Source organism: Azospirillum sp., from assembly GCF_050789165.1.
The window spans coordinates 1-26,676 of sequence record NZ_JBOZRT010000116.1; the positions used below are offsets into that span (position 1 = coordinate 1).

Annotated in this window: 17 protein-coding genes; 10 read left to right on the top strand and 7 right to left on the bottom strand. The window is 70.2% G+C overall.

The genetic code is table 11. The annotated features are described in order from the left end of the window. The 10 genes from ACRWK7_RS25820 to lipA form a co-directional block, all read left to right on the top strand. Nucleotides 1-3,884: MBG domain-containing protein (locus ACRWK7_RS25820; protein WP_431859195.1), on the top strand; the 3,884-nt coding region annotated here is incomplete at its 5' end. 109 nt (nucleotides 3,885-3,993) lie between these two features. Continuing rightward, nucleotides 3,994-4,650 carry a hypothetical protein gene (locus tag ACRWK7_RS25825; RefSeq protein ID WP_431859196.1) on the top strand — a complete coding sequence of 219 codons (657 nt, stop codon included), beginning with the start codon at nucleotides 3,994-3,996 and terminating at the stop codon, nucleotides 4,648-4,650. A 2-nt stretch (nucleotides 4,651-4,652) separates the two neighbouring features. After that, nucleotides 4,653-6,713: an adenylate/guanylate cyclase domain-containing protein gene (locus ACRWK7_RS25830; RefSeq protein WP_431859197.1), complete on the top strand. Its 2,061-nt coding sequence runs from the start codon at nucleotides 4,653-4,655 to the stop codon at nucleotides 6,711-6,713. 470 nt (nucleotides 6,714-7,183) lie between these two features. Next, on the top strand, nucleotides 7,184-9,118 hold the full coding sequence (locus ACRWK7_RS25835) for a sigma-54-dependent Fis family transcriptional regulator (RefSeq protein ID WP_431859198.1): 1,935 nt from the start codon (nucleotides 7,184-7,186) through the stop codon (nucleotides 9,116-9,118). 172 nt (nucleotides 9,119-9,290) lie between these two features. Then, nucleotides 9,291-10,334 carry an ATP-NAD kinase family protein gene (locus tag ACRWK7_RS25840; RefSeq protein ID WP_431859199.1) on the top strand — a complete coding sequence of 348 codons (1,044 nt, stop codon included), beginning with the start codon at nucleotides 9,291-9,293 and terminating at the stop codon, nucleotides 10,332-10,334. Nucleotides 10,335-10,357: 23 nt separating this feature from the next. Beyond that, the gene (locus ACRWK7_RS25845) at nucleotides 10,358-11,341 is read left to right on the top strand and encodes a thiamine pyrophosphate-dependent dehydrogenase E1 component subunit alpha (protein WP_431859200.1); all 984 of its coding nucleotides are present in this window, start codon (nucleotides 10,358-10,360) and stop codon (nucleotides 11,339-11,341) included. Nucleotides 11,342-11,384: 43 nt separating this feature from the next. Beyond that, the gene (locus ACRWK7_RS25850; RefSeq protein ID WP_431859201.1) at nucleotides 11,385-12,413 is read left to right on the top strand and encodes an alpha-ketoacid dehydrogenase subunit beta; all 1,029 of its coding nucleotides are present in this window, start codon (nucleotides 11,385-11,387) and stop codon (nucleotides 12,411-12,413) included. A gap of 17 nt (nucleotides 12,414-12,430) precedes the next feature. Continuing rightward, nucleotides 12,431-13,564 carry an acetoin dehydrogenase dihydrolipoyllysine-residue acetyltransferase subunit gene (locus ACRWK7_RS25855; protein WP_431859202.1) on the top strand — a complete coding sequence of 378 codons (1,134 nt, stop codon included), beginning with the start codon at nucleotides 12,431-12,433 and terminating at the stop codon, nucleotides 13,562-13,564. Between the two features lie 59 nt (nucleotides 13,565-13,623). Further along, nucleotides 13,624-14,721 carry a 2,3-butanediol dehydrogenase gene (locus ACRWK7_RS25860; protein ID WP_431859203.1) on the top strand — a complete coding sequence of 366 codons (1,098 nt, stop codon included), beginning with the start codon at nucleotides 13,624-13,626 and terminating at the stop codon, nucleotides 14,719-14,721. A gap of 5 nt (nucleotides 14,722-14,726) precedes the next feature. Beyond that, nucleotides 14,727-15,626: a lipoyl synthase gene (gene lipA / locus ACRWK7_RS25865; protein WP_431859204.1), complete on the top strand. Its 900-nt coding sequence runs from the start codon at nucleotides 14,727-14,729 to the stop codon at nucleotides 15,624-15,626. A 71-nt stretch (nucleotides 15,627-15,697) separates the two neighbouring features. On the opposite strand, the gene ACRWK7_RS25870 is transcribed toward lipA, so the two are convergent. The 7 genes from ACRWK7_RS25870 to ACRWK7_RS25900 all read right to left on the bottom strand — a co-directional run bounded on the left by ACRWK7_RS25870 (nucleotide 15,698) and on the right by ACRWK7_RS25900 (nucleotide 26,397). After that, nucleotides 15,698-16,873 carry an EAL domain-containing response regulator gene (locus tag ACRWK7_RS25870; protein ID WP_431859205.1) on the bottom strand — a complete coding sequence of 392 codons (1,176 nt, stop codon included), beginning with the start codon at nucleotides 16,871-16,873 and terminating at the stop codon, nucleotides 15,698-15,700. Continuing rightward, a complete protein-coding gene (locus ACRWK7_RS25875) occupies nucleotides 16,870-19,545 on the bottom strand; it encodes a response regulator (RefSeq protein ID WP_431859206.1) in 2,676 nt (891 codons plus the stop codon). Before ACRWK7_RS25875 ends, ACRWK7_RS25870 begins: the two co-directional genes overlap by 4 nt. 61 nt (nucleotides 19,546-19,606) lie before the next feature. Continuing rightward, nucleotides 19,607-21,670: a hybrid sensor histidine kinase/response regulator gene (locus ACRWK7_RS25880; RefSeq protein ID WP_431859207.1), complete on the bottom strand. Its 2,064-nt coding sequence runs from the start codon at nucleotides 21,668-21,670 to the stop codon at nucleotides 19,607-19,609. A gap of 1 nt (nucleotide 21,671) precedes the next feature. Further along, the gene (locus tag ACRWK7_RS25885; protein ID WP_431859208.1) at nucleotides 21,672-23,795 is read right to left on the bottom strand and encodes a methyl-accepting chemotaxis protein; all 2,124 of its coding nucleotides are present in this window, start codon (nucleotides 23,793-23,795) and stop codon (nucleotides 21,672-21,674) included. Further along, a complete protein-coding gene (locus ACRWK7_RS25890; protein WP_431859209.1) occupies nucleotides 23,776-24,444 on the bottom strand; it encodes a chemotaxis protein CheW in 669 nt (222 codons plus the stop codon). Before ACRWK7_RS25890 ends, ACRWK7_RS25885 begins: the two co-directional genes overlap by 20 nt. Continuing rightward, the gene (locus tag ACRWK7_RS25895; protein WP_431859210.1) at nucleotides 24,428-25,837 is read right to left on the bottom strand and encodes a CheR family methyltransferase; all 1,410 of its coding nucleotides are present in this window, start codon (nucleotides 25,835-25,837) and stop codon (nucleotides 24,428-24,430) included. Before ACRWK7_RS25895 ends, ACRWK7_RS25890 begins: the two co-directional genes overlap by 17 nt. Beyond that, complete coding sequence (locus ACRWK7_RS25900; RefSeq protein ID WP_431859211.1) at nucleotides 25,834-26,397, bottom strand: chemotaxis protein CheW; 564 nt, start codon at nucleotides 26,395-26,397, stop codon at nucleotides 25,834-25,836. Before ACRWK7_RS25900 ends, ACRWK7_RS25895 begins: the two co-directional genes overlap by 4 nt. Nucleotides 26,398-26,676 lie beyond the last annotated feature (279 nt).

A 26,676-nucleotide genomic window follows, 5' to 3' on the forward strand; every position in this document is an offset into this window, starting at 1 on the left:
CCATCGACCTGGGCTCGACCACCGACGCGGCTTCAGCGCTGGAGTTCTCCGACACCGAGCTGGATCGCGTCACCGCCGGCACCCTGCGCATTGGTGATGCCGGCGCCGGTGCGATCACCGTCAGCGCTGCGGTGTCCCCCGCGAACGCCGCGACGCTCAGCCTGATCACCGGCCAGGGCGTGTCGCAGTCCGGCAGCGGCGCCATCACGGCAACGAACCTGCGGCTCAGCGTCGGCGGTGCGGTGAGCCTGGGCACCAACTCCAACAGCGTCACGACGCTGGCGATGGCCGGCAGCGGCAACGGCGCGCTGTCGTTCCGCGGCGATACCGGCTTCGCCATCGGCACGGTGGATGGCGTCTCCGGCCTCAGCGCCGGCACCGGCGACGTGACGCTCTCCACCACCGGTGCGGTGACGCAGAGCCAAGCCATCACCGCTTCGGGCCTGTCGCTCAAGGGCACTGGCGGCGCCTACACGCTGACCAACGCCAACAACGCCGTGGCCACTCTGGCCGGCGACACCGGCACGGTCAGCTACACCGACGCGGACGCCCTGAGCATCGGCACGGTGGGCGGCACGGCCGGCCTGACGGTGAACGGCACCACGCTGTCGCTTGCCACCGGCGGCGCCCTGACGCAGACGGCGGCGCTGACCAACGTCGGCCGGCTGGTTCTGTCGGCTGATGGCGCCATCGACCTCGACGAAAGCGGCGTGGAGAACACCATCACCGCGCTCGGCTCCATCACCCGCGGCGGCGCCTTCAGCCTGTACGACAGCGCCGGCGGCCTGACGCTGGACGGCGCCGTGGGCGCGCACGCCAGCGGCGTGTCGATCCGCACCGCCGGCGCGCTGACGCTGTCCGGCAACGCCACGGTGGCGGCAAGCGGTGCGGCCGACATCGTGCTGGCAGCGGGCGGCGAGTTCACCAACAGCCGCGGCTCCGGTGCGCTGTCGCTGGGCACGGGGCGCTGGCTGATCTACGCCGCCACCCGCGACGGCAGCACCGAGGGCGGTCTGTCCGGCACGCGGGAGTACACGCGCAGCTACACCGCCAATGCGCCGTCCACGGTGACGCGCTCCGGCAACGTCTTCCTGTACGGCAACACGCCGTACATCACGGTGCGCGCGGATGACGCCAGCCGTGTCTACGGCGATGCCAACCCGACGCTGTCCGCCAGCTACAGCGGCGTGCTGAGCGGCGATACCGCCTCCCTGGCCTACACCGGGGACGCCAGCCTGAGCACCGTCGGCACCGACGCCGCGGCGGGCACACACACCATCACCGCCGGGGCTGGCACGCTGATCTCGCCGACCGGCTATGGCTTCCGGTACGAGACCGGCACGCTGACCGTCACCCCCGCTCCGTTGACGGTGAACGCAACGGCGCAGACCAAGGTCTACGGCGACGCCGACCCGACGCTCGCCTACACCACGAGCGGCCTGAAGGGCTCCGACAGCGCGTCCGCGGTGCTGAACGGCGCGCTCAGCCGCACCGCCGGGGAGAACGTCGGCAGCTACACCATCGGCCAGGGGACGCTGGCGTCGAACGGCAATTACACGCTGTCCTTCACCGGCGGCACGCTGTCGATCACCCCGGCGCCGCTGACCATCGCCGCGACGAGCGCGTCGCGCACCTACGGCCAGGACAACCCCGCGCTGACCGGCACCGTCACTGGCCTGCGCAACGGCGACACCGCGGCGGGGCTCGGCATTTCCTACGGCACCGCGGCGACCGCGTCCTCCGACGTCGGCGGCTACGTGATCACGCCGACGGCTGGCGCGCTGTCCAATTACACGGTGTCGCTGGCGCCCGGCACGCTGACGGTGACGCCGGCACCGTTGACCGTGACCGCCGAGGACGCCACCCGCACCGCCGGCACCGCCAACCCGCCCTTCACCGCGCGCTACGACGGCTTCGTGCTCGGCCAGGGTCCCGGGGCGCTGGGCGGGACGCTGAGCTTCACCACCGCGGCAGGGGCGGACTCGCCGGCCGGCGGCTACGCGGTGACGCCGTTCGGGCTGGCCTCCGGCAACTACGCGATCACCTACCGCCCCGGCACGCTGGCCGTTACCCCTGCCGCGACCGTTCCGGCGGTGAGCACGCCGCAGGTCAGCACCGTCATCGATCGCGTCGCCAACCCGGACAGCCTCGTCCCCGCGGTCGCGGCCACCACGGCGGCGACCACCCCGTCGGCGGTGGTGACCGCCGCCGTGCCGCAGACGCCCGCCGCGACCGCCCCGACGGTGCCCGGTGTCCAGCCGTCGGAACTGCTGAACGCGCTGGCCAGCGGCACGCTGTCGGCTCTGAAGGGGGCGGAGGCCGCCAGTCGCGCCGCCGACGCCGCGGCCTCGGCGGTGGCGGTCACGCTGGGCGGGCGCACGCTGTCCTTCTCGGCCGACGCGGTGGCGGCGCACGCGGCGGGGCAATCGCTGAACCTGCCGTCGCCGGCTCTGCTGAACGCGCCGCAGGTGCGCGAGGCGGCGGACCGCCTGCTTGCCGCCGTGGCGGGCGGCGGCATGGGCAAGGCGATGTCGGCGATGAGCGGCCTGTCGGCTGCCGAGCAGAAGGCCGCCTTCCAGAGCGTCGCGACGGCCGAGCTGATCAACGGCCTGCTCACCAGCGACGACCCGACGGCGCGCGCCGTCGGCGGCCTGCTGCAGAGCGCGGTATCGGGCGGTGGCGCCGGCTACGCCGACGTCAAGGCGGCGGCCAAGTCCGGCGGCGTCGAGACGCCGCTGCTCAAGACCTACTTGGCGCTTTACCAGCACGTCGACCGCGAGCAGCGCACCCAGACGATGAACGGCGCCGTGCAGTCGCTGGTCGCCGACCCGCACGCCGCCGACCTGTTCGGCCGCGGCGGCAGCGGCGAGCCGCCGCGCATCGTCACCCTGGACGCCCCACGCGACGCCGCCGGCGGCCGCAAGGTGGTGGAGGGCAGGATCGAGCAGAGCGGCCGCATCCGCGAGGCGCGGGTCAACGGCCGCTGGGTCTTCGTCGACGACCAGGGCCACTTCAGCACCGACATCGCCGTGGTGCCGGGCCAGAACGAGGTGGTGCTGAGCGTCACCGACGAGACCGGCACCATCACCGAGAAGCGCATCGCCGTCGAGGCCACCCAGGCCAGCGCCCCGGTCGCCGACGTGCCGCGCGCCGGCCGCAAGATCGCGCTGATGATCGCCACCGACACCTACACCAACCCGCTGATCCCGCCGCTGAAAACCCCTGCCGGCGACGTGGCGGCGGTGGGCGCGGCGCTCAACGAGCGGCTCGGCTACGAGACGCGGGTGCTGGCCAACCCGACCAAGGCGCAGATCATCGAGACCATGCGCTCGCTGGGGCGCGAGATCGGCGAGCAGGACCAGGTGATGCTCTACTACGCCGGCCACGGCTACGAGGTGCAGGAGACCGGCACGGGTTATTGGCTGCCGGCCGACGCGGACGCCGACAACCCGAAGAACTGGGTATCCAACAACGACGTGGCGCGCTTCCTCAACCGCATGCCGGCCAAGCAGATCCTGGTGGTGTCGGACAGTTGCTATTCCGGCGCGTTCACGCGTGAACAGAAGGTCGATCCCGGCGTGGCGCGGACGGCGCCGGAACAGCTGCTCGGCCGCCGTTCGGTGATGGCGATGTCGTCGGGCGGCGACGAGCCGGTGGCGGATGGCGAGACCAACTCTCCCTTCGCCGCGGCGATGATCACCCGCATGCGCCAGATGCCCAGCGACAGCGGCGGCTATGAGCTGTTCACCCAGGTGCGCGACGACGTCACCGCCGAGGTGCCGCAGACCCCGCAGTACGGGGTCATCAAGGCCGCCGGCTACGACGAGGGCGGCGACTACCTGCTGAACGTGAAGGGACCGCAGCGCACGGCGGGGGTGCGGTGAGGCGGTTGCGCCACGCCCAGTGCTGCCTTATCGTGGATTTGTCCAACAGTTTCAGTGTTCTGCGTGAAAAATCGGCTGGTCGGACCGCCAACCGGTTGTGGAGGGGATGATGACCAAGGCTCTGCTCGTGACCGCGGCGGCGGCATGTCTTCTGGCTTCCGGCCCGGCGCTGGCGCAGCGGCCGGCGGCGCTGGTGGAGGAGGTGTCGGGCTCCATCCCCGGCGTCCAGATCATGGACACGCTGCCGGTCGGCAAGACCATCACGCTGGCGCCGAAGCAGACGCTGGTTCTGAGCTATCTGACGTCCTGCACCAACGAGACGATCACCGGCGGCACCGTCACCATCGGCGGCCGGGAGTCGGCGGTGGATGGCGGCACGGTCGAGCGCACGGCGCTGCCCTGCGACGGCGGAGCGCTGCTGCTGGCCGCCAATGAGGCCGGCAAGGCCGGGGTCACCGTCATGCGCGATGCCCCGGTCGGCCTGCCGGGCGCCAAGCCGCGGCCGCAGATCACGCTGTACAAGACCCGTCCGATGCTCGTCACCGGCGCCCCCGGCCGCGTGACGTTTGAGCCGCTGGAGGGCGGGGCCGATCCGGTGACCGTCAACGTGCCCGGCAAGGCCATCGACCTCGCCAAGGGCAAGACAGGGCTGAAGCCCGGCGCGGTCTACAAGGTCTCAGCCGGCGCCAAGTCCTACGTGGTCAAGGTCGATCCGGCGGCCAAGGACGGCGGCGGGCCGGCGCTCGGCCGGCTGATCCGGTTCTGAGGGTGGCGCCGGCGGCCCACCTCCTCGCCGCCGCGTTGGCGGCTGGCGTGCTCGCGGTGGGGGCGGCGTGGACTGCGCTGCCGCTGCTGGAGGGGCCGTCGCTCGACACGCTCTATGTGGCGCGGGAGATGCTGTACGGCCCGCGCCCGGCGCCCGACCCCAACCGCGTCGCCATCGTGGCGCTGGACGAGGAGACCTACCGCCGTCCGCCCTTCGCCGGCACGCCGCAGGTCCTGTGGACGCCGCACCTGGGCAAGGTGCTGACCTCCATCGACGCGGCCGGGGTTGCCGCCATCGGCATGGACCTCGTCTACCCGACCTCGGCCGAGGCGGCGATCCCCGGCTTCGAGCGCGACTTTCTGCTGGCGCTGCGCAGCGTCGGGCGGGCGGGGCGGCTGGTGCTCGCCAAGGTGCAGCACAGCACGCAGCCGCTGCTGCCGCACCGCGGCCACACCGTCGCGGTGGGCGGGGCGCCCAACATCCGGTCGGTCAACCTGGTGGAGGACGCCGATGGCGTGCTGCGCCGCGTGCCCCTGACGCTCACCACCACGGCGGGGGAGGAACCCGGCCTCGCCGCCGAGTTGGTGAAGCGCGCCGGCGGGACGGTGCCGCCCGGCCGCTCGCTGCTGGTCAACCACCCGACGGCGGCCGGGGCGTTCCCGATCCACTCGCTGGCCGACCTCCATGCTTGCACCGACCCCGCCTATTTCGAGCGGCATTTCCGCGGCAAGGTGGTGCTGCTCGGCACTGTGCTGGACGTCGAGGACCGCAAGCTGACCTCCAACCGCTGGGTCACCAAACCGGAGGGACAGAACCTCCCGCCACGCTGCGCGCTCCCGGTGATGGAGGATCTCGTCGGCACCGGTCGGCGCCGCGACACGGTGCCCGGCGTCACCATCCACGCCGCCGCGGTGTCCAACATGCTGACCGGCACGACGCTGACCGAGGCGCCTCCGGCCCTGACGCTGGGCGTGCTGGCGCTGGCCGCCGCGCTTTCGGCGGGCCTGACGCTGGCGCTGTCGCCGCTGTGGGCGGCGCTTGGCCTTGGCGGGGCGCTGGCGGCGTGGGGTGGGGGGGCGGCGCTGGCCTTCCAGGGCGGGCTGGTGCTGCCTCTGGTGCCGGCGGCGCTGGTGGCGGTGCTGGTGTTCCCGGCGCTGGTGGCGTTCCGCTTCGTGGTGGTGGACCGCGACCGCCGCTACGTGCGCAACGCCTTCCGCCTCTACCTGCCGGGCAGCGTGGTCGACTCCATGGTGGCCTCGGGGCGCATGCCGCAGCTGGGCGGCGAGGAGCGGCCGGTCACCGTGCTGTTCTCCGACATTGCCGGCTATACCAGGATGTCCGAAGGGCTGGAGCCCGAGGCGCTGGTGCGGCTGCTCAACCGCTACTTCACGGTGATGACCGACATCGTCGAGAAGCACGGCGGCTTCGTCGACAAGTACATCGGCGACGCCATCCTCGCCGTGTTCGGTGCGCCCATGGCCGGCGACAACCACGCCCGCGCCGCGGTGGACGCGGCGCTGGAGATGCAGGCGGCGCTGGCCGCCGACCCGACGCTGCTGAGCGCCGAGAACGGCCAGCGCGGCGCGGCGCGCATCGGGCTGGCGACCGGGCCGGCGCTGATGGGCAACATCGGCTCGCCGCGGCGCTTCAACTACACGGTGATGGGCGACACGGTGAACCTCGCCTCGCGGCTGGAGGGGGCGAACAAGGCCTTCGGCACCGGCATCCTGGTGGCCGATGCCACGGCCGACCTCCACGGCGACGCGCAGGCCTTCCGCGCCATCGACACCATCCAGGTGGTGGGGCGCGACCACCCGGTGACCATCCTGGAGCCGCTGCCGGCGGAGCGCCGCGCGGACCCCGCCGACACCGAACGCCGCGCCGCCTACGCCGAAGCGCTGGAGCACTGGCGCGGCGGCCGTTTCGCCGAGGCGGCCGCCGCCTTCGCCGCGCTGGCGAACGACGACAAGGCGGCGGCGGTGATGCACCGACGCGCGGCCCAGCACGCCGCCGAGCCGGCCCTGCACGGCTGGACCGGGGTGACGGCGCTGACCGAGAAGTGATCCAAACTTTTCCGCCGCCGGAGGCAGGGGAGGGCCTTTCTAAGGTCTGTCTGATTTCGATGGAATCGCAACCGGCATGCCGGTTGGATGCGACGGATTCGTCCGACTGGACGTGATCACGTCGCCTTTAGTCCGCCATACCTCCGGCGGATTGACGGCACCGCTGTCTCGGCGATGCGTTTGAACTGGGCGAGGCCGGATAGCCCGTCGATCATGGCGCCTCCCGCCCGCGGGCGATGGCTCTTGGGGGCGCAGTTCATCCGCAGCTCCTGGACCTCGCCGCCAGCGCCCGGAACCGGTGCAAGCTCACCAAAGATGCGCCGCATGGATCCGGCCGCAGACAGTTCCAAGCTTTTACTTCGGTACGAACCTCGTGCTTTTGCACACGTTGCTCCTCAGGTCCGCCGATTGGTATCTTTCCCGGTGGGCACGCCAGGACGATCAATGGCAGCTCCGGGAAGGAAACGCTGATGGAGAACGCCAAATCGGCGCACATCAATGAGTTGGTGCGCGTCGCCGAAGGGGTCGCGTCTTATCGCGATACCATCATTACGGAATCCTGGCGGCGTTGCGTAGCCGACCATAAACTGGACCCGACGGTCTGGCGCGAAGCCTATATCCTTCCCCAGGAGCGCCTGTCGCAGCATCGCGACGCTATGGACGAGTTCCTGCGCATGGCCCGCTTCGGGCTGGAATCACTGTATCGGCAGGTGGCCGGCATGGGCTACGCCCTCCTGCTCACCGACAGCAAGGGCATCACCGTCGATTTCATCGGCGACCGGGCGTCGGACAGCGATCTGCGCCGGACCGGTCTCTATCTCGGTGCCGACTGGAACGAGGGGCGAGCGGGCACCTGCGCGGTCGGCACCTGCATCGCCACGGGAGAGGCACTGACCGTCCATCAAACGGACCACTTCGACGCCACCCACATCCCGCTGACCTGCACCGCCGCCCCCGTATTCGACAGCGGCGGCAAGCTTGCAGCGGTTCTGGACATCTCGGCGCTTCGCTCGCCGGAGCCGAAGATCAGCCAGTATTTGGCGCTCCAACTGGTCAAGGCCTACGTGCACAAAATCGAAAACGCCAACCTTTACAACAATTTCCGCCAGGAATGGGTGATTAAGCTCTCCGGCTCGCTGGAATTCGCCGAGGTGGATCCGGATTTCGTGATCGCTTTGGACAGCGCCGGCCGGATCATCGGGTTCAACCATCGGGCGGGCCAGTTGCTGGCGTCGGAGGACGGCAACCGGGGGCCTCTCCTCGGGCGCTCCTTCTCGGAGCTGTTCGATTGCCACGTGGACGATCTGGTGCGCTTCGTTCGTTCGCTGCCCACCGACCAACGCACTCTACGCTTGCGGCGCAGTGGCAAGCCCTTGTTCGCGCAGGCGATGCCCCCGCCGGCCATCACGGTGCCGCGCCCGCGCGGGGGAGAGGAGGAGCGTCTGCCCAAGCCGTTGCAGGCCATTTCCGGTGGCGATCCCGCGCTGCGAGGGATGCTGATGCGGGCGGCGAAGCTGGTGAACACGCGGATGAGTCTGCTGATCCATGGCGAGACGGGCACCGGCAAGGAGCACCTCGCCAAGGCCCTTCACCGGTCGAGCGTGCGGGCGGGCAAGCCCTTCATCGCGGTCAATTGCGCTGCCCTGCCGGAAGCGCTGATTGAAAGCGAGCTGTTCGGGTATGAGCCGGGCTCCTTCACCGGGGCCACGTCGCGGGGCAAGAAGGGGCTGATCCTGGAAGCCGACGGTGGAACCCTGTTCCTCGACGAGATCGGCGATATGCCGCTGTCCTCGCAGACGCGCCTTCTGCGTGTGCTGGCGGAACGGGAAGTCACCCCCATCGGCCGCACCAGGGCGGTGTCCGTGGACGTTCGCGTGATCGCTGCGACCCACCGCGACCTGATCGAGTTGGTAAAGGCGGGCAGGTTCCGTGACGATCTCTACTTCCGCCTGAACGGCGCCGTCTTCACCCTGCCGCCGCTGCGTCAGCGCGGCGATCTCGATTGGTTGATCGACCGCCTGCTGGCCGAGCGGGCGGAGCGCGACGGCATCGGCTACACCCTGGCCACGCCGGCAATGGCGGCACTGCGCGCTCACCGCTGGCCTGGAAACGTGCGCGAGTTGGTCAACGCTCTGGATTACGCCTGCGCTGTCTGCACCGAGGGGGGCATCGAACTGGCGGACATCCCTGAACCGGTGCAGCGAAACGCCGAGTTCAACGCTCGGCCGATGGCCGCAACGGCCGTTCCGGCGGACGGCGAGGATCCGGCCAGCCACCTGCACGAGATTCTGCGGCGCCTGCATTGGAATGTCTCCGCTGTGGCGCGGGAGATGGGCGTGGACCGGTCGACCGTTCACCGGCAGATACACCGTTTCGGCATCGTCCCGCCGCACCGCGCGGATTGAGGCGTGCAACACCTGTTGCACCGTCCCTGCAACAGGGCATGCAACAGGTGAGGCGACCGCAACACCGCCATCGGCAGCGCAATCCCTTGCAAAACCTGGGTCGCTAGGCACACGAACGGTTTGGCACGCCCATTGCTTTTAACCCCCAAACAGCAACGCGGGGGAAGGCAGCGTGGCACCGGTCGTCGGAATCATCGCCAATCCAGTTTCGGCACGCGACATTCGCCGGGTCGTCGCGAACGCAGCGAGCCTTCAGATCGCCGACCGCGCGAACATCGTCCTGCGGGTGCTGGCGGCGCTGCGCTCCTGCGGGATCACTGACGTGCTGATGATGCCGGAGCACGGCGGCATCGGCCGCCATGTGACACGCGGGCTGATGCGGGCCGCGGCGCACGGCGATGCGCCCTATCCCGCCGTCCATGCGCTGTCGATGCCGGTCACCGGCACCGTCGCGGACACCCATCGTGCCGCGGCCGAGCTGCGACGGGCGGACGTGGCCGCCATCGTCGTGCTGGGCGGCGACGGCACCCACCGCGCCGTGGCGGCCCATTGCGGCGACGTCCCCATCGCCGGCATTTCCACCGGCACCAACAACGCCTTTCCCGAACACCGTGAGCCGACCGTCACCGGGCTGGCGACCGGGCTGGCGGTGACCGGCCGGGTGCCCCCGCACATCGCCTTCACGGCGAACAAGCGCATCGACGTCGCCGTCGATGGCCGCGTGGAGGAGATCGCACTGGTGGACGTGGCGCTGGTCACCGAACGCTACGTCGGCGCCCGCGCGCTCTGGAAACCCGAGAGCTTTCGCGAGTTGTTCGTCACCTTCGCCGACCCGGAAACCATCGGCATGTCGGCCATCGCCGGCCTGCTGGAACCCGTGGATCGGTCGGAGAGCGGCGGGCTGATGGTCCGCCTCGCTACGCCAGGGGCCGGCACGACGGTGCTGACGGCGCCCATCGCGCCGGGGCTGATGGCGAAGGTCGGCGTCACCGACTGGCGCCGCATGCCGGCCGGCGTGCCCTTCGTGCCGGAGGCGAAGGCCGGCTCCATCGCGCTCGACGGCGAGCGGGAAATCGCATTCTCGGCGCAAGACCGCGTGTCCCTGACGCTTCGGGACGATGTCTTCCGCACCGTGAACGTGGGCGGCTGCATGCGGCACGCCGCCCGGAACAGGCTGCTGACCGGTGCTCCGGCACCGGTGGTGGCCGAACTTTGACAATCCACAAGGGAGAAACGACCGTGACCGACAATCCGTTTCCGCTCGGCAAGGCGGAGCTGCTGCAAGCCTACCGGACCATGCGGACCATCCGCGAGTTCGAGGAGCGGCTGCACATCGACTTCGCCAAGGGCGACATTCCCGGGTTCGTGCACCTCTATGCCGGCGAGGAGGCCTGCGCCACCGGCATCATGATGCACCTGAACGACAACGACCGCATCGCCTCCACCCACCGCGGGCACGGCCACTGCATCGCCAAGGGGGTGGATGTCCACGGGATGATGGCGGAGATCTACGGCCGCGCCACCGGGTCCTGCCGGGGCAAGGGCGGATCGATGCACATCGCCGACCTGTCCAAGGGCATGATGGGCGCCAACGGCATCCTCGGTGCCGGCGCGCCGCTGGTCTGCGGGGCGGCTCTGGCGGCCAAGGTCCGGGGCGACGGCGGCGTCGGCATCACCTTCGTGGGCGACGGCGCGTCGAACCAGGGCACTTTCCTGGAGAGCATGAATCTCGCCGCCGTCTGGAACCTGCCGGTCATCTTCGTGGTGGAGAACAACGGCTACGCCGAATCCACGGCCATGGAATGGGCGGTCGCCTGCGACAGCTACATCGACCGCGCCACCGGCTTCGGCCTGCCCGGCGTGACGGTGGACGGCACCGACTTCTTCGCCGTGCACGAGGCGGCGGGCGAGATCATCAGGCGTGCCCGCGAGGGCGGCGGCCCGGCACTGCTCGAATGCAACATGGTCCGCTTCTACGGCCATTTCGAAGGTGACGCCCAGACCTACCGCGCCAAGGGCGAGGTCGAGACCCTGCGCGCCAACCGCGACTGCATCAAGCTGCTGGCCCAGCGCCTGACGGAGGCCGGCACCGTCACGCCCGCCGAGCTGGAGGCCATCGACCGCGAGGTGCTCGCGCTGATCGAGGATGCGGTGCGCTGCGCCAAGGCGGCGCCGCTGCCCGCCGCGGCCGACCTGCTCGCGGACGTGTACGTCGCCTACTGAGCCGACCCCCGCACCAAAGACGGGATTCAACGGAGGAAACATCATGTCGCGCAAGATCAGCATGAAGACGGCCATCAACGAGGCGCTGGACCTCGAAATGCGCCGCGACCCGACCGTCATCCTCATGGGCGAGGACATCGTCGGCGGCACCGGCGCGCCCGGCGAGGACGACGCCTGGGGCGGCGTCCTGGGCGTCACCAAGGGCCTGTTCGCCAAGCACGGCAACCGCCTGATGGACACGCCGCTATCGGAATCCGCCTACATCGGCGCCGCCATCGGCGCCGCCACCTGCGGCCTGCGCCCGGTGGCCGAGTTGATGTTCATGGACTTCATGGGCGTCTGCTTCGACCAGATCTTCAACCAGGCGGCCAAGTTCCGCTACATGTTCGGCGGCAAGGCCGAGACGCCGGTGGTCATCCGTGGCATGGTCGGCGCCGGCTTCCGCGCGGCGGCCCAGCACTCGCAGATGCTCACCCCGCTGTTCACGCACATCCCCGGCCTCAAGGTCGTCTGCCCGTCGAACGCCTACGATGCCAAGGGCCTGCTGATCCAGTCGATCCGCGACAACGACCCGGTCATCTTCTGCGAGCACAAGAACCTCTACGGCCACGAGACCGACGTGCCGGCGGAGGCCTACGCCATCCCGTTCGGCGAGGCGAACGTGCTGCGCGACGGCGGCGACGTGACCATCGTCAGCTACGGACTGACCGTGCACCGCGCCATGGACGCCGCCGATGCGTTGGCAAAGGACAAGGTGGAGGCGGAGGTCATCGACCTGCGCACCCTGTCGCCCATCGACTGGGACACCATCGTCGACAGCGTCGAGCGCACCGGCCGGCTGGTCGTGGTGGACGAGGCGCACCCGCGCTGCAACCTCGCCACCGACATCTCGGCCTTCGTGGCGCAGAACGCTTTCGGCGCACTGAAGGCCGGCATCCAGATGGTGAGCCCGCCGCACACGCCGGTGCCGTTCTCGCCGTCGCTGGAGGACCTCTACATCCCCGGCGCCGACGCCATCGTAGCCGCCGCCCGCCGCACCCTCACGCCGTCGCGCACCATCGTCGCCGCCTGATCCCGGAGCCGCTTTCCATGTCCACAGTGAACGAGCGCATCAAGCCCATCGTCATGCCCAAGTGGGGCCTGTCCATGTCGGAGGGCAAGGTCACCGGCTGGCTGAAGCCGCCGGGGTCCACCGTCAACCTCGGCGAGGACCTGCTGGAGGTCGAGACCGATAAGATCACCAACGTGGTCGAGGCCGGCGACGCCGGCATCCTGCGCCGCGTGCTGGGTGAGCCGGGCATCGTCTATCCCGTGAAGGCGCTCATCGGCGTGCTGGCCGACCCCGACGTGCCGGACGACGCCATTGACGCCTTCGTCGCCGGCTACGCCGTGCCGGCCGCCGAGGGCGAGGACGGCGGCGCCGACGCCGGCCCTCGCACCGAATTCGCCGAAACGGGGGCGGGCATTCTCCGCTACGCCCGGCGCGGCGAGGGGGAATCGACCGTGCTGCTGATCCACGGCTTCGGCGGCGACCTCGACAACTGGCTGTTCACCATCGATGCGTTGGCCGAGAGCGCCACCGTCTACGCCCTGGACCTGCCGGGACACGGGCAGAGCACAAAGACGCTGCCGGATCCGTCGCTGTCGGGCCTGTCCGGAACGGTGCTGTCCTTCATGGACGCGGTGGGCATCGCGGCCGCGCATCTGGTCGGCCACTCCATGGGCGGTGCGGTGTCCATGCGCACGGCGCTGGACGCGCCGGAGCGCGTGCTGTCCCTGTCGCTGGTCTGTTCCGCCGGCCTGGGGCGGGAGATCAACCAGGACTACATCGATGGCTTCATCCGGGCCACCTCGCGCCGTGATCTGAAACCGGTGCTGGAAACCCTGTTCGCCGACCCCGGGCTGGTCAGCCGCCAGATGATCGACGACCTGCTGAAGTACAAGCGGCTGGACGGCGTGGACGGCGCCTTGCGGGCCATTGCGTCGTCGGCGTTCGAGAACGGGCGGCAGATCGGGGTTTCGGAGGCGGCCGCCGACGCGGCGAGCGTGCCGACGCTCGTCGTCTGGGGCGAGCAGGACCGCGTCATCCCCGCCGCCCACGCCGCGGCGCTCGCCTCGGCCGAGCGCGTCGAGGTGATCCCGGACGCGGGCCACATGGTGCAGATGGAGGCGGCCGGCAAGGTGAACGCCCTCTTGAAGGACCACATCCGCAAGCACGCCTGACGCGGAAGGCCGGCCCCGGGGCCGGCCTCAAAAAGACCAAGCAGACGGAGGAAACCGGCATGAGTGCGGTGACGATGAAGGCTGCGGTCTGGCATGGCCGGGGGGACATCCGGGTCGAGGAGGTTCCGCTGCCGGCCGCCCCGCCCGCGGGCTGGGCGCGCATCAAGGTGCACTGGTGCGGAATCTGCGGCTCCGACCTTCACGAATATGTGGCGGGGCCGGTGTTCATCCCGGTCAACGAACCGCACCCGCTGACCGGCCTGAAGGGTCAATGCATCCTGGGCCACGAGTTCAGCGGCGAGATCGTCGCGCTGGGCGACGGCGTGACCGGCTTCGCGGTGGGCGACGCCGTGGCCGCCGACGCCTGCCAGCATTGCGGGACCTGCTATTACTGCCGGAAGGGCCTCTACAACATCTGCGAGAAGCTGGCCTTCACCGGCCTGATGAACAACGGGGCCTTCGCCAGCTACGTGAACGTGCCGGCGGAACTGCTCTACAAGCTGCCACCCGGGTTCCCGACCGAGGCCGGCGCGCTGATCGAACCGCTGGCCGTGGGCATGCACGCGGTGAAGAAAGCCGGCAGCATCGTCGGCGAGACGGTCGTCGTGGTGGGCGCCGGCACCATCGGCCTGTGCACCATCATGTGCGCCAGGGCCGCCGGAGCCGGGCGCGTGATCGTGCTGGAGATGTCGGCGGCCCGCAAGCGGAAGGCCATGGAGGTCGGGGCGACCGTCGTCCTCGATCCCAAGGAGTGCGATCCCGTCGCCGCGGTGAAGGCGCTGACCGGCGGCTATGGCGCCGACGTGTCGTTCGAGTGCATCGGCCACCGCTCCACCGCGAAGCTCGCCCTCGACGTGATCCGCAAGGCGGGGAAGGCGGTGTTGGTCGGCATCTTCGAGGAGCCCAGCGAATTCAACTTCTTCGAGATTGTCGCGACGGAGAAGCAGGTCATCGGATCGCTGGCCTACAACGGCGAATTCGCGGACGTCATCCGCTTCATCGCCGACGGCCGGCTGGACGTGCAGCCGCTGATCACCGGGCGGATCGGGCTGGACGAGATCGTCTCGCGCGGGTTCGAGGAGCTGGTCCACAACAAGGATCGGAACGTGAAGATCATCGTGCAGCCGGCGGCCCCCGCCGCCGCGGCCGCGGAGTGACGGCCATGCCCGCGTTCCACCAAGCGCCGGTCCATCAGGCCGAAAAGCCGGCTTGGCTCCGCGTCCGCGCGCCGTCCGCCGGGGCCCATGACGAGACCCACGCCCTGGTCCGGCGGCACGCCCTGCACACCGTCTGCGAAGAGGCGGCTTGCCCCAACATCGGCGAGTGCTGGAGCAAGCGGCACGCCACGGTGATGATCCTGGGCAGCGTGTGCACGCGGGCCTGCGCCTTCTGCAACGTGGCGACCGGACGCCCCGACGCGCTCGACCCGCACGAGCCGGAGCGGCTGGCCGAAGCGGTCCTGGAGCTTGGCCTGCGCCACGTGGTCGTCACCTCGGTGGACCGGGACGACCTCCCGGACGGTGGCGCCCGGCAGTTCGTGCGGTGCATCGAGAGGATCCGCGCCGCATCCCCAGCGACGACCATCGAGATCCTCACCCCCGACTTCCGCAACAAGGCGGGCGCCATCGAGGCGGTGGCCGACGCCTGCCCGGACGTCTTCAACCACAATCTGGAGACCGTGCCGCGCCTCTACGCGACCGTGCGGCCTGGCGCGCGCTATTACCACTCGCTCCGCCTGCTTGATCGGGTGAAGGAGCGGCAGGCAACGATCTTCACCAAATCCGGCATCATGCTCGGCCTTGGCGAAGAGCGCAGGGAGGTTCTTCAGGTCATGGACGACATGCGCACGGCCGGCGTCGATTTCCTGACCATCGGCCAGTATCTCCGGCCCACGCCGCGGCATCATCCGGTGGCGCGTTATGCCCCGCCGGAGGAGTTCTCCGACTATGAGAGCTTGGCTCGGGCAAAGGGCTTCCTGATGGTTGCGGCCAGCCCGTTGACCCGGTCCTCCTATCATGCAGAAGAGGACTTCGCCGTACTGAGGCGAAGCCACATTCCGTAAGCCTCCCGAATGAGAAGGCGAGACCGTCGCAAGCGTGGGGGCAGGCTGGGCGACGGTCTCCCAAGACAGCGTTAAGTACCGGATGGGGACGCTTCGCTTAGCCACGCCTCAGCCTGGACGACCGCCATCGGGCGGCCGATGTGGTATCCTTGCGCAAATTCACAGCCGAGATCCTGTATCACGGCAAGGGTGGCCGCCGTCTCGATTCCTTCGGCGCACGCCAGGAGGCCGAGATTCTGAGCCAGATCGATCGCCGTCTTCACGATCATCCGTGACTGCTTGGAGGAGGCGCAGTCGGCAACCAGGGCGCGGTCGATCTTGAGTTCCGAGAACGGCAGGCGTTGAAGCTGGACGAGTGACGAATAGCCGGTGCCGAAGTCGTCGATCGACAGGCGGAAGCCTTTCAGGCGAAGTCTGGTCAGAATGTCCATGGCCTTGATCGGATCGGTCATGGCGGCGGTCTCCGTCAGCTCGATGATCAGCGACGCCGGATCGATCGCCGCCTCCCGGCATTGCCGGACCAGACGCTCGGCGAACCCCGCGGTGTGCAGGTTGGCGGCCGAGACGTTGATGGCGAGCGACGTGGTGAATCCCTTCTCGCGCCACGCCCGAAGCTGGCCGACCGCCTCATCGACGACGAGGTCGGTGAGGTCGTCCATCAGAGACAGCGTTTCCGCAAGCCGCAGGAACTCGCCCGGCGGCAGCACGCCCCGGCGGGGGTGATGCCAGCGCAGCAGCGCCTCGAAGCCGACGACCGGCAGGCGGCCATTGGGCAATGGAGCGCGGCGCAGGTCCACCTTGGGCTGGTAGACCAGATGGAAGTCGCGGTTGGCGATCGCCGCCCGGATCGCCGCTTCGTCGATGGTGCCCGCCGTCTCCTTAATCTCCTCGAGAATGCCCCGCAGCTCGGCGGCGCGGACCGGCTTCTGCACCATCGCGGCGATGTCGAGGCCGCTGCCGACACCGAGGTGGCGCGCCGATTCGATGATCTTCTGGTCGACGCCGCTCATCACCACGATGCGCGCGGTCGAGCGGCCTTCCGCCAGGAAGCGCAGCAGTTCGATGCCGTCGCACTCGGGCATCTGCAGGTCCAGCACGATGTGGGACGGCTCCCACGCCGCCACCTGCTGCCGGAAATCCTCGGCCTCGCTGACGGTCCGCGCGTCGTAGCCGCACGTCCTGGCGACGGACGCCACGTACCTGCCGATGTCGACTTCGTCGTCGATGATGAGGAGGCGGTGGGTCATTCGGCGGTCCCTTGGCTGTCGAGCGCCTGCCGCAGCGTCTCGGCGAGGTCGTTCTTGCGGTACGGCTTGGTGAGAACGGCGTATTCCGCCGGGCCGATGTGGCGGTCCAGCCCTTCTTCGGAAAAGCCGGAGGTGAGGACGATCTTCAGGCCGGGCCGGCGGCGGGCGGCCTCCCTGGCGAGGCCGAGACCGTTCATGTCGCCGGGCATAACGATGTCGGAGAACAGCAGATCGACCCGCTCGTGTCCCGCGAGCAGCGTCAGCCCCTCCTGGGCGTCGGCGGCGGCGAGCACGCCGTAGCCGAGCTCGGCGATCTGCCGCGTCACCATCTGCCGCACCGAGACGTTGTCCTCGACCACCAGGATGGTCTCGTGCCCCCGGCTGCGCGGTGGCTCGGGAGGGTGTTCGGCGGCGGCCACCATGGCTTCGGCGGCTTGGTCGCGCGGCAGGTAGAGGCTGAACCGGGTGCCGATGCCGGGCTCGCTGTAGACGCCGATGTGGCCGCCCGACTGCTTGGCGAAGCCGTACACCATCGCCAGCCCGAGTCCGGTGCCCTTGTGCAGCGGCTTGGTGGTGAAGAAGGGTTCGAAGATGCGCGCCATCACCTCCGGCAGCATGCCGATCCCCGTGTCGGTGACCTCGACGACGGCGTAGTCGCCCGGCTGGATGTCCGGCCGGGTGCTGCCGTAGGACTGGTCGACGGTCTGGTTGCGCGTCTCGATGATCAGCCGGCCTCCGTCCGGCATGGCATCTCGGGCGTTCACCGCAAGGTTGACGATCACCGAATCGAGCTGGGCCGGATCGATCCGGACCGGCCATACCCCGGCTCCCTCGATCAGCCTGATCTCCACCGGTTCGCCGAGGGTTCGGCCGAGCAGCCTGACCATGCCGCGCAGCAGGTGGTTGACGTCGACGGTCTCCGGCGCCAGCGGCTGGCAGCGGCTGAAGGCGAGCAACTGGCGGGTCAGCTCGGCGCCGCGGAGGCTGGCTTGCAGGGCGGAGTCCGCCAGCTCGGCCGCGTCCGGCCGGTCGTCCAGCAGTTCGGACAGCAGGTCCAGGTTGCCGATCACCACCGTCAGCAGGTTGTTGAAGTCGTGCGCCATCCCGCCGGTCATCTTGCCGAGCGCCTCCATCTTCTGCGACTGGCGCAACTGCTCCTCGACGCGCTTGCGCTCGGTGACGTCCTCGACCACCAGGACCGCCCCGCGGAACCCCCCCGCCGGGTCGAGCATGGGCGCGAACGAGCCGCGCAGCGAGACCATGGTGCCGTCGCTGCGGCGACAGGCGTGCTCGGCCCCCCGCAGGATCTCGCCGGCCGCCAGCCGGGCGAGGATGGTCTCCAGGCGCGGCCCGTTGCCCGGTTCGAACGGATAGGGGTGCCCGATGATGGCGTCGGCGGCTCGGCCGAAGATCGTCTCGGCAGCCTGATTCCAGGTCGATACCCGGCCGCCGCCGTCCATGGTGATGATCGCCACCGGCGACGCCTCGAGAATGGCCGAGATCGTCCGGTTGGCATGGCCGATCTCGGCGGCGGCGAGGCGCGCGGCGGCTTCGGCCTCGCGCCGTTCGACCACCTCCTCCCGGAGCTCGCGCGTGCGCTCGGCCACTTTCCGCTCGAGGTCCTCGTGCAGCAGGGCGCGCGCCAGGGACGTTGCGATCTGGTTGCCGACGCCAGCCAGCGTTCGCAGCTCCTCATCGGAGAACATGCGCTTTTCGGCGCCGACCAGATTGAGCAGGCCGATCGCCACGCCATCGGCGATCAACGGCACGCTGGCGTGAAAGCGCAGGTCGCCGGCGTCGCTCGCCTTCGCCAGCCGCTCGCACTCGACGATGTTGGCGGCGCCGGACAGCGTGCCGGACAGCAGCCCCTGCTGGCAGATGCACCGCGAGCAGCCGCCGTCGGCGACGAACAGGCTCGACGGCGCGCCGTTCGACGCCAACAGACGGAAGCCGTCGTCGCCGTCGCGCAGGAAGATCCAGCCGGCGCGCACGCCCGGCAGCTTGAGGCCGCGCTCCAGCGCGCTGACGCCGACGTCCATCGCCGTCTGGCAGCGGTTGAGGTCGTCGGCGAGGTGGTAGAGGGCGTTCAGCGTGTCGTACGACCGCGTCAGCGCCTTCTGCCGGCTTTCCAGGACGTCGTTGAGCCGGACCGCCTGCTCGTAGGTCGAAATCAGGAGATCCAGGATCTGCTGGCGCTCGGCGGTGATGAAGTGGCGCTGGCCCGACAGCTCGATCTCGATGCCGAGCTGGAGCTTGCCGGACTTCCGCAGCTCCCGGTTGGTGAGGAGGTAGCGGATGCGCGACAGCAGCACGTTCTCGTCGAACGGCTTGATGATGAAGTTGTCTGCGCCGGCGTTCAGGCCGCGGAAGACGTCGTGCGGGCTCGACAGCTCGGTCACCAGGATCACCGGCGTGCCGCGCAGCGCGGCGTCGGCCTTGATGGCGGCGCACAGCCCGTAGCCGTCGAGTTCCGGCATGACGATGTCGGCGATCACCAGATCGGGATGATGCTGCTCCGCCATGGCGAGCGCCTTGCGCCCGTCGCGTGCGGCCAGCACGTCGAACCCGCGCTCCTCCAGCAGGAAGGTGAGCTGGGCGGCCTGGGTCGCGCTGTCCTCCGCGATGAGGATGCGGGCGGCCATCCGGTCCGACTGGTCACTGTGTTCGGCCATGGCCGGCTCCCCTCCTTGCGTCTGCCTGTTCCGATATGCCGGTCATCGCCGCCTCCTGCGCTCAGACCAGCCGGCCGACGATCTCGAGGAGGTTGGACTCCTCGAAGGCCGACTTGAGCACGTAGGCGTTGGCGCCCACCCGTACCCCGCGCTCCTTGTCCTCCCGGCTGTCCAGTGCGGTGACCAGCACCACCGGGAGGTCGGCGAGCCTGGGATCCTCGCGGATGCGGGTGGTCAGCTCGAATCCGTCCATGCGCGGCATGTCGATGTCGGACACCACGAGGTCGAAGTCCTCGTTCCGTAGCATTCCCCAGGCGTCCAGCCCGTCCACCGCCACCCGCACGGCGTAGCCGGCCGCCTCGAACAGGTTGCGTTCCATGGACCGCGTGGTGATGGAGTCATCGACCACCAGGATCCGACGCGCGCGCGGCACGGCGGTCTCCGCCGCCCGCCCCGGCGCACCGGTCGGTTCGCGCATCGACGCCAGCACGTCGGAGGGGCGCAGCACAAGGACCAGATCCCCGGTGCCCCGCAGCCCCGCCATGGCGACGTTGCGCACACGCCGCAGCGGCGGCCGCAACTCCTTGAGGAGAATTTCGCTGTCGCCGATCACCTCATCGATCAGCAGCGCGCCCCGCCGCCGCCCCGCGTGTGCGATCAGGCACGGCATCAGGCGGCGCGTGTCGTCGGCGTCGGCGGCCACACCGAGGACCGCCGCCAGATGCGCCGCCGGCAGCATCTCCTGCGCGTGGGCGAGCGTCCCCCGTTCGAGCACCGCCGCCATGTCGTGCCGGGGCACGCCGATGGTGGCGTCGATGGACGTGACGGGCCAGGCGCAGACCGTACGGCCGACGCGGACGATCAGCGCACGGCATGTGGCGACGCTGGTCGGCAGCTCCAGGCGGATCGTGGTGCCGGCGCCGGGAGCGGACCGCACCGCCACCTGCCCGTCGATGCGCTCGACCGCCTCCCGCACGATGGCGAGGCCCCGGCCGTGCCCGGAAATGGTGGTGATCACCGGGCTGGTGCTGACGCCGGCGTGGAACGCCAGGTCGGCCAGCTCCGCCTCGCTCAGCCCGCCGGCCTGATCCGGTGTCAGGAGCCGCGAGCGCAGCGCCGCCCGGAGGATGGCCTGCAGGTCCAGGCCGCAGCCGTCGTCCGACAGCTCCAGCGCGACGCGCCCGCCGTCGAGGGGTTGAACGGTCAGCGTGATCCGCCCCCGGCGCGGCTTCCCGGCGGCGGCGCGCGCCTCCGGCGCCTCGATGCCGTGGCTCACGGCGTTGCGCACCATGTGGATCAGCGGATGCTTGATGGCGTCGAGGATCTTGCGGTCGATCTCGACGTCCGTGCCGACGGCCTGCCAAGCCACCTCCTTCCCGGTTTCGCCGGCGAGATCCCGCACCATCCGCGGAAAGGCCTCCAGGATGGTCGCCGCGGCGCACAGGCGGGCGCGGCGGGTTTCCTCCAGCAGCTCGTCCACCAGCGTCCGCACGGTGGCGCTGTCGTCGGCCAGCGCTTCGGCGAGGCGCCGGGCGTCTCCTTCCACGCGGCGCAGCGACTCGTCCAGCCCGGTACCGGAGGCGGCGCGTTGGCCGTCCCGACGCAACCGGCCCCGCAGCTCCGCCACGGCGCCGCCCAGCGCACGGGCGGCGCGCGCGCGTTCGGCGGCCGCCAGCTTGGGAACCAGCAGTTCCTCGGCGATGACGAGCAGCCGGTCGAGGCGGCCGATGTCGACGCGGATGCTGCCGCCGGCGTTCCGCGGCTCCGTGCCGGGCGGCTCCCGGCGCTGGCTTCCCTCCACCGCCGCGGCGAGGTTGTCGCTGGCTTCCATCAGGACGCCGAGCAGCGCCGGGTCGAAGGTGCGCCGCCCTTGGGTCAGGTCGCGCAGCAGCGCCTCGCAGCGGTGGCTGAGGTCCTCCACGCCGCTTTCACCCACCGAGCGGGCGGCGCCCTTCAGGGTGTGGACGATGCGGAACAGCGTCTCCAGCCGCACGGCGAGGTCCGGCCCCGCCGGATCGGCGGCGACCGCGTCGAGTTCCGCGGCGATCGAGGCGATGTGCTCGTTCGCCTCGACGCGGAAGGTGGCGAGCAGCCGGCGCCGGAAATCCTCGCTGCGGTCGATCATGTCAGCCCGCCCGCCGCTGGCTGCCAGCCACCGTCCCGACGATGTCGGTCAGCTTGCGGGCCAGTTGGTCGAGGCTGAGCGAGGCGCGCTCGACCAGCTGGGTGGCGGCCACCGTCTGGGCGGAGGCCTGCTCGATGTCGTGCATGGCGAGCGCGATCTGGTCCATGCCCACCTGCTGCTGTTCCGACATCGCCTGGATCTGCTGCGCGGCGACCGAGGCCTCGCCGATGTTGTCGGCGAGCTTGGCGATGGCGGCACCGGAACGCTGGGCGATTCCGGTCCCGGCCTCCGCCGCCTTGACCCCCTGCTCGGCCGCCATCACGGTGGCCTGAGCCGATTTCTGGATGTCGCCGACGATCCGCCGCACCTGGACGGTGGCTTCCTTGCTGCGTTCGGCAAGACTGCGGACCTCCGTGGCGACGACAGCGAAGCCCTTGCCGGCCTCGCCCGCCTTGGCTGCCTCGATGCCGGCGTTGACGGCCAGGAGGTTGGACTGCTCCGCCAGCTCGCTGACGGTGGCGTTCAGTTCGGCGATCGCCTCCGCCTGCTCGCTGAAGGACAGGATGCGCTCGGCCAGCGCCTCCATGCGGGCCTTGGCCGCCTCGCTGCCGCGCACGCCGTCTTCGACCGACCGCTGGCCGTCCTCGGCCGTCTGCGCCACCCGTTGCGCCATCTCGGCGACGGCGCGCGTCTGCCGCGCGGTCACCTCGGCCGCTTGGCGGATCTCGGTGACCGTGGCCGCCGTCTCGCGCACCGCGCTCGCCTCCTCGGAGGTGGTCGAGACCTGCTGCCGGGTCGCCGCGAGGATCTCCATCGAGGCGGACGACAGGCTGTCCACCGCGTCGCGGATCTCCTCGACCAGCCGCTCGATCGCCTCGGTCATCCGGTTGAGGTTCTCGCCGAGCAGGCCGAGCTCACCGTCCGCCGCGACCGTGACCCGCGCCCGCAGGTCGCCGGCGGCGACCCGCTCGGCGAGGGCGCTGTACTCGGCGACGGCCGCCTGCAGCCGGGCCTTTCCGGACCGCTCCTTCTCCAGGTTGGCCTTGAGCGTCGACGCCATCGCGTTGATGGCACCGGCCAGGTTGGACAGCTCGTTCGGTCCCAGTTCCGGCGCGCGCCGGTCGAGGTTGCCGGCGGCGATATCGGCCGCCGTGGCCCGCAGGCCATCAACTGGACGGACGATCAGGCGCAGCAGGGCGAACGCCGCGGCGACCGCCAGGGCGAACGCCGCCACCACCCAGGGCAGCGCGGCGAACAACTCCTCCTGGATCTCCTGGTCGATCTCGGCGTGGGCGCGCGTCACCCAGACCTTCCAGCCGACGCTCGGCACCGTCGCGAAGCCGCCGAGGCGCAGCGCGCCCCGCTCGTCCGCATAGGAGGCGAGATCCCCGCTGTCGCCGCGCGTGACCAGCGGCCAGACCGGCAGCCGGGAGAAGTCGGTCCTCGCCTTCGCGACCGAGGCATCGTCGTGGAACAGAACGACGCCGTTCTGGCGCGCGATGACGGCGTGCCCGCTGCTGCCGAGGCGCGCCTTGCGGGCGATCGCCATGGATTGGGTCATGTCCAGGAAGGCGACGACGGCGCCCGGCCTCTGGCCGTCCTGCCCGACGATGGGAACGGCGACGGCGATCATCGTCTGCCCGGCCCGCTCGGATTCCTCGGGGGCATCGGCGATCACGACCTTCCGCCCGTCGAGCGCGTCGCGAACGTACGAACGGTTCCGGAGGTCCCGCCGCACCTGGGAGCGGCCGTCGGCGGTGCTGGCAGCCTGGGCCGCGGTCACGACACCGTCGCCGTTGACGACCACCGTTCCCCAGACGCCCGGATACGACGCGGTTTCGTTGTCGATCAGCGGCGTCGCGTGTTCCGCGGCGAGGCTGGGCGCATCGGCCAGCTTCCGCGCGATGGTCTCGAACACCTGCCGGCCGGAGACGATGCGCTGCTCGACGCGGTCGGCGACGAGTTGGGCGAGCAGCTGATCGGCCTCGACGGTGTCCTCGACGGCGCGCGTCCTCACTTGGACGCCACCGGCGACCACCAGGACGAAGGCGGGCACCAGGGCGCCGAACACGCCGGCGCCGATCACCAGGGACCGTAAGCCGAACCTATCCAGAAACGTCCACATGGTCTCTTTCGTCCTCTCCCTTCGCTCCGCCGTGGATCGGCGGCTGGTCGTTGATCGTGAGCCGCGCGTCGCGGAGCAGCCGCGCGACGTCGATGATGACGGCGCCGTCCACCGTCATGCCGTGGATCGCCGACTGGCCCTCGCTCTCGGGCGGCAGGGCGAATCCGGCCCCATTCAGGCGGTACAGCCCGTCGATGGCGTCAGCGGCGATGGCGATCGCGCCTTCCCCGGCAGAACACAGGATGGCGTAGCCGGCCCCGTCGCGGCCCGCCGGCCCGTGGCCCAGCAGCGGGCCGATGTCGACGAGCGGGTATACCTCGCCCCGGTGCAGGACGAGGCCGAGATGGAAGGACGGCACACCGGGCAGCGGCGTCGCCGCAGCGTGCAGCACCACGTCGGCGTGGCCTGCGTCGATGGCGTACCGCCCGTTCCCCGAACGAAAGAGCACCAGATCGACGGGTTGCGACAGGGTTGTCGAGACCGGCGGGGCCGCCAGGCGCAGGGCGCGGTCGCGCAGGATCCGGTGCACCTCCTCGGGAGCGGCGGAGTCGCCGGCTGCCAACGCCGCTTCCGGCCGATCCAGGCGGGCGCGGGCACGTTCCCAATCCACGGCCACGCCCGGGCCGCGGCCGTCAATCGGGTCGGCCATGGTATCCTCCTGAGCTTGCCGCCATCGATTCCAGGCAGCGATGGGCGGTTTGGCGAAGGCTTCCGGCCGTGGTATCCGCCAGTTGCGGCACGGCTTCGCCGTCCGGCGCCGTCGTGAGCAGGGCGACGACCGCCTCCAGGCTGCGCTGCGCCGCAGCCGTCCGGCCGAGACACCGATGCGCCATCCCCAGCTGGAAGTGGGCGGCGGGCGATCGGGGCATCAGGTACGCCGCGCGCCGGGCTGCCTCCAGCGCCGGCCCCCACTCGCCCACCTCCGCGCAGACGGAGGCGAGCAGCAGGTTGGCCTCGCCGTCGAGCGCATCGCGCGCCAGGATGGATTCGCAGGCGTGCCGCGCCGCATCCAGCATGCCGCGGTCGGCAAGCGCGCGCGCCTCGGCCATGCCGCCGTTGCCCGTCGTCGGTGCCGGCTGGACAGGCGCCGGTCGGCAAACGGCCGGCGGCGGCTTCCACCAGCACGCTGTTCCCTCGGGCGATCCGAAGGTTGGTGACGCCGGCCGTCGCGGAGACGGGGCCTTGTCACCGGGCACCGCGGAAGTGGCGTTGCAGAACAGAATCGCCGAGGGGAGGCGGACGGGGACGAGTGGTCGGAACCGCTCGGCGGTGGCTTCCGCCGCGCTCACGGCGAGCCACCCGTCAGGCGCCAGGCAGCGGATCAGCCGCTGCGCCACCGTCTGCTGGGCTTCTGGGGTCAAGTATATCAGGACGTTGCGGCAGAGAATCAGGTCGAACCCGGCGAATTCCGCGCTCCGATTGGGATAGTCGTCCGCAACGAGGTTCTTGCAGCGGAAGGTGACCATCGTCCGGTAGGCCCGGCGCAGCCGGAAACGGCCGGGTGCCGTCTCGTTGAAGCAGCGGGTGCGCTCCGCCGCCGTCAACTCCCGCAGCGACCACGCGCCGAAGCACGCGGCGCGCGCCGCGGCGAGGGACGCGGCGTTGATGTCGGATCCGACGATGGTGACGTCCCAGCCGTCGCGGTCCGGGATCAGTCGGTCGATGATCATGGCGAGGGAATAGGGTTCCTCGCCGGTCGAGCAGGCGGCGCTCCACACCCGGAGCTGCCGCCGTCCCGACCGCCGCCGTTCCTGGATCAGCGGCGCCAGGACGCGCTCCTCGATCGCGGCGAACCATTCGCGATGGCGCAGGAAGCTGGTTTCCCCGACCGTGAGCTGCCGCACCATCCGCTGCCACGCCTCCGCCTCCCACGGAGTCGCATCGAGCGCCGCCAGCGTCGCCGCGTCCGCCCCCGCCTCGTCGAAGCCGAGCACGGCCGCCGCCCGATCCAGGCAACGGTCGCGGTCGGCCGGGATCGCCAAGCCCAGACGGCGGGCGGCAAGGTCACGGAGACACCGTCGAACCGGAAGCGGGTCGGTCATTCAACGAGTTCCTCCAGCGCACGCTCCAGATCCCCCTCCTCGGCGCCGGAAAGGAGACGTTCGGGATCGTGAACGACGATCAGCCCCTCGTGCCCGGCGATGATCCGCCCGACCATGCCTATTCCAGGCACCAAGTCGTCAAGGGCGACCAGCGCGGCCTCCGGCACCTCTTCCACTCCCTCGACGGCATCGACGAGCAGGACGATCCTGCGGGCCGGCGCGTTCACCACCACCAGCTTGTCCGTCGGACGGGATGGACGCGATGGGCGCCCCAGGCGGCGGCGCAGATCGAGCACCGGCAGCACGGCCCCATGGATGTTGACGACCCCGGCGATCACGCCCGGCGCATCGGAAAGAGGGGTGATTTCCACCACGGCAAAGACGCGTTCGACCGCCGTCGCCGGCAGGCCGAACCGTCGTTCGTCCACGCGCGTGACCAGAATAGGGTTCGGCAATCCTGTAGAGGTCGAATCAGTCACATCAGTCGCGCCAACATCGCTTCGATTCAGCAATAATTGCTGCAAGTCCGTAAAGCAAAGGTTGATGAGCCGACTCGCCATTCACGCTATGACTTTGGTAAAGCGCCAACTATAACCATACTTGACATACGGAAATTTAGATGATCAATCAAAAGTCATCTTTTTATTGTGCCGGCACTGGAAGGCAAGCGCGTTGGAACGTTTTGGGCAGGCTCTTTGCGGCCGTGTCATGACCGGGTCGCCGCGCGGTGGGAGCGGTCGGGCGCGAGATCCAGCCGCTGCCCAGACACGAGCGCGGCGGTTGAACGGGACGGGGAGTTCCACGGCACCGCCGTCAGGCCGGCGCGCGGACCGCCCACT

Excerpts from the sequence above, each read along its gene's own strand:
- ACRWK7_RS25880 (WP_431859207.1), bottom strand. The coding sequence starts at position 21,670 with ATGATCGACCGCAGCGAGGATTTCCGGCGCCGGCTGCTCGCCACCTTC.
- ACRWK7_RS25860 (WP_431859203.1), top strand. The coding sequence starts at position 13,624 with ATGAGTGCGGTGACGATGAAGGCTGCGGTCTGGCATGGCCGGGGGGAC.
- lipA (WP_431859204.1), top strand. The coding sequence starts at position 14,727 with ATGCCCGCGTTCCACCAAGCGCCGGTCCATCAGGCCGAAAAGCCGGCT.
- ACRWK7_RS25850 (WP_431859201.1), top strand. The coding sequence starts at position 11,385 with ATGTCGCGCAAGATCAGCATGAAGACGGCCATCAACGAGGCGCTGGAC.
- ACRWK7_RS25870 (WP_431859205.1), bottom strand. The coding sequence starts at position 16,873 with ATGACCCACCGCCTCCTCATCATCGACGACGAAGTCGACATCGGCAGG.
- ACRWK7_RS25825 (WP_431859196.1), top strand. The coding sequence starts at position 3,994 with ATGACCAAGGCTCTGCTCGTGACCGCGGCGGCGGCATGTCTTCTGGCT.
- ACRWK7_RS25890 (WP_431859209.1), bottom strand. The coding sequence starts at position 24,444 with ATGGCCGACCCGATTGACGGCCGCGGCCCGGGCGTGGCCGTGGATTGG.
- ACRWK7_RS25855 (WP_431859202.1), top strand. The coding sequence starts at position 12,431 with ATGTCCACAGTGAACGAGCGCATCAAGCCCATCGTCATGCCCAAGTGG.
- ACRWK7_RS25835 (WP_431859198.1), top strand. The coding sequence starts at position 7,184 with ATGGAGAACGCCAAATCGGCGCACATCAATGAGTTGGTGCGCGTCGCC.
- ACRWK7_RS25895 (WP_431859210.1), bottom strand. The coding sequence starts at position 25,837 with ATGACCGACCCGCTTCCGGTTCGACGGTGTCTCCGTGACCTTGCCGCC.
- ACRWK7_RS25900 (WP_431859211.1), bottom strand. The coding sequence starts at position 26,397 with ATGGCGAGTCGGCTCATCAACCTTTGCTTTACGGACTTGCAGCAATTA.
- ACRWK7_RS25875 (WP_431859206.1), bottom strand. The coding sequence starts at position 19,545 with ATGGCCGAACACAGTGACCAGTCGGACCGGATGGCCGCCCGCATCCTC.
- ACRWK7_RS25885 (WP_431859208.1), bottom strand. The coding sequence starts at position 23,795 with ATGTGGACGTTTCTGGATAGGTTCGGCTTACGGTCCCTGGTGATCGGC.